We start from the raw sequence: 1,881 nt of genomic DNA on the forward strand, positions 1-1,881 counted from the left end.
TATTGTGTTGGAAAGAGGTATTGGTTCTTGTGGAGAATATGTAGGATTACTGTTAGCTTTGGCACGATTAAATGGTATTGCTTGTCGTACAGTAGGTCGCTATAAATGTCCGGCTTTTGCTGATAGAAAGGGTGTGCCTTTAGAACCAGAATTTAATCATGTATGGTTAGAATTTTATCTACCTGGTTTTGGTTGGGTGCCGATGGAGTCAAACCCTGATGATTTACAGGAAGGTGGTCCTTATCCGTTAAGGTTTTTTATGGGGTTGGCTTGGTATCATGTAGAAATTGGTAAAGGAATTAAGTTTGAAATGATGAAAAATCAAGGAGTTCCTGTTAATAAGGAAGAAGTTTCAATTGGTAATTTGGCAATTAATCATGTCAGATTTACAATTTTAGAAGAACTACCTGCACTTTAGTTGGAGAAGCAAGAAGGAAGAAGAATTATTTATTAGATTTTTTGTCTCCAAATAATTCTTTTTCTTGAGAGTAGGGAGTAGGATGATTAGGAATAAGATATTTTGGCTCTAGCAATCTTCTGCACAGTTGTAATATTTTGGTGGTAGGGGCGAATGGCCATTCGCCTCTACAGGAGTCAGGAAGACTGAGTTAGAATTTTCAATATTTTCAGTTCAAATTAACTATTATCAAAATTATCACAACCAATTTAGAATTGTTATCTTTGTCTATAATCATTAAAAATATTCCTGAATCTTACTTGTTACTTAATAACTGAAGTGTTTAGCAAGGTTTGGCTTTATTTTGGGGAATTGATATAATACCATTTCTCAAAAATAATGCTATACCTGATCGGGTAGGGAAGTGTGGTCCGTGTGGGGAGTGTGGTCCGTGTGGGGAGAAATAAACATAAGAATAATAAACATTAACTGGGTTATTTTTAGGAAAAAAGTGATTGACATTGTGTTGATTAGTTAATAACTAAAGTCAGACCTAAGTATAGCAATACTTTTGGGAATTGGTATAATACCAGATTGATAAATGTTTGCTACAAATATGTAGGGGATTTTTTAGGAGTCAGTCCTCAGGAGTACTATGGGAATAGCTTCAATACCATTTCTTAGTTGATAACCGATATTTTAGTCGAATGGATATCTCCTATAAATTCTTTTTATTGCCCTTATTATTCGTAACATTTTTTTTTAAAATTGGTATAAGAGCATGTTCATATAATTACTGTTCAAAAAACCTTTTCCTTTAATAACTAATAACCAATAACTGATAACTGAGTCAGGTACAATACTAGCGGGCAAGATGCCCTTCAATAATTAATAATTAACAATTAATAATTAATAATTACCTCTTATTAAAAACAGATAGGATTGGTTAAAAATAATTTTTTTCTTTTCTCTTGGTAGATTGGATATTTCCTTATATTTAATTCCCGTACGGTTTTAACTAGAAGTAATTATCCATTATCGATTATCCATTAATGAATTACCTATTTGTAACATTATTTTTGCAAAATGCTATAAGTATTTTTTTGCTGGTAAAATTAGAAATATTAAACCTAGAATATCAGGAGGAATTGTGGAATTTACAGCAATAAACATCATGGCGATAGCAGCATCAGGATTAATGTTAATTGTGACGGTCGGAATTATATATTTAACAGCATCTGAGTGGCGCGATCGCAGACGTCAACAAAGGGATAAAACTAGTCGTTGAAGATTATTTTTTCTCTATTAATTATTAGAGTAGTTCATTTATCTGTTGTTGGTCAAGGCGATAATCTAAGTTATCGCCTTTTTGAGACTTTCAGTTAATACAGAAAAAAGATAAATAGAGAATCACTGAAGAGAGAAAAATACTGTATATTATTAATCTGAGAAATATTATCAGTACCGAGGAAAAATTAATTACA

Annotated in this window: 2 protein-coding genes; both read left to right on the top strand. The window is 32.0% G+C overall.

Features of this window, described 5'->3' with window-relative positions; translation table 11 throughout:
• The coding region (locus tag F6K22_RS39845; RefSeq protein ID WP_293110588.1) for a transglutaminase-like domain-containing protein at positions 1 to 418 on the top strand (418 nt) is incomplete at its 5' end.
• Positions 419 to 1,547: 1,129 nt separating this feature from the next.
• Positions 1,548 to 1,685, top strand: coding sequence for a hypothetical protein (locus F6K22_RS39850; RefSeq protein WP_293110590.1), 138 nt, complete (start codon positions 1,548 to 1,550; stop codon positions 1,683 to 1,685).
• The last annotated feature ends 196 nt before the right edge of the window (positions 1,686 to 1,881 follow it).

It is taken from the genome of Okeania sp. SIO2F4 (assembly GCF_010672385.1).
In the GTDB taxonomy this organism is placed as follows: domain Bacteria; phylum Cyanobacteriota; class Cyanobacteriia; order Cyanobacteriales; family Microcoleaceae; genus Trichodesmium.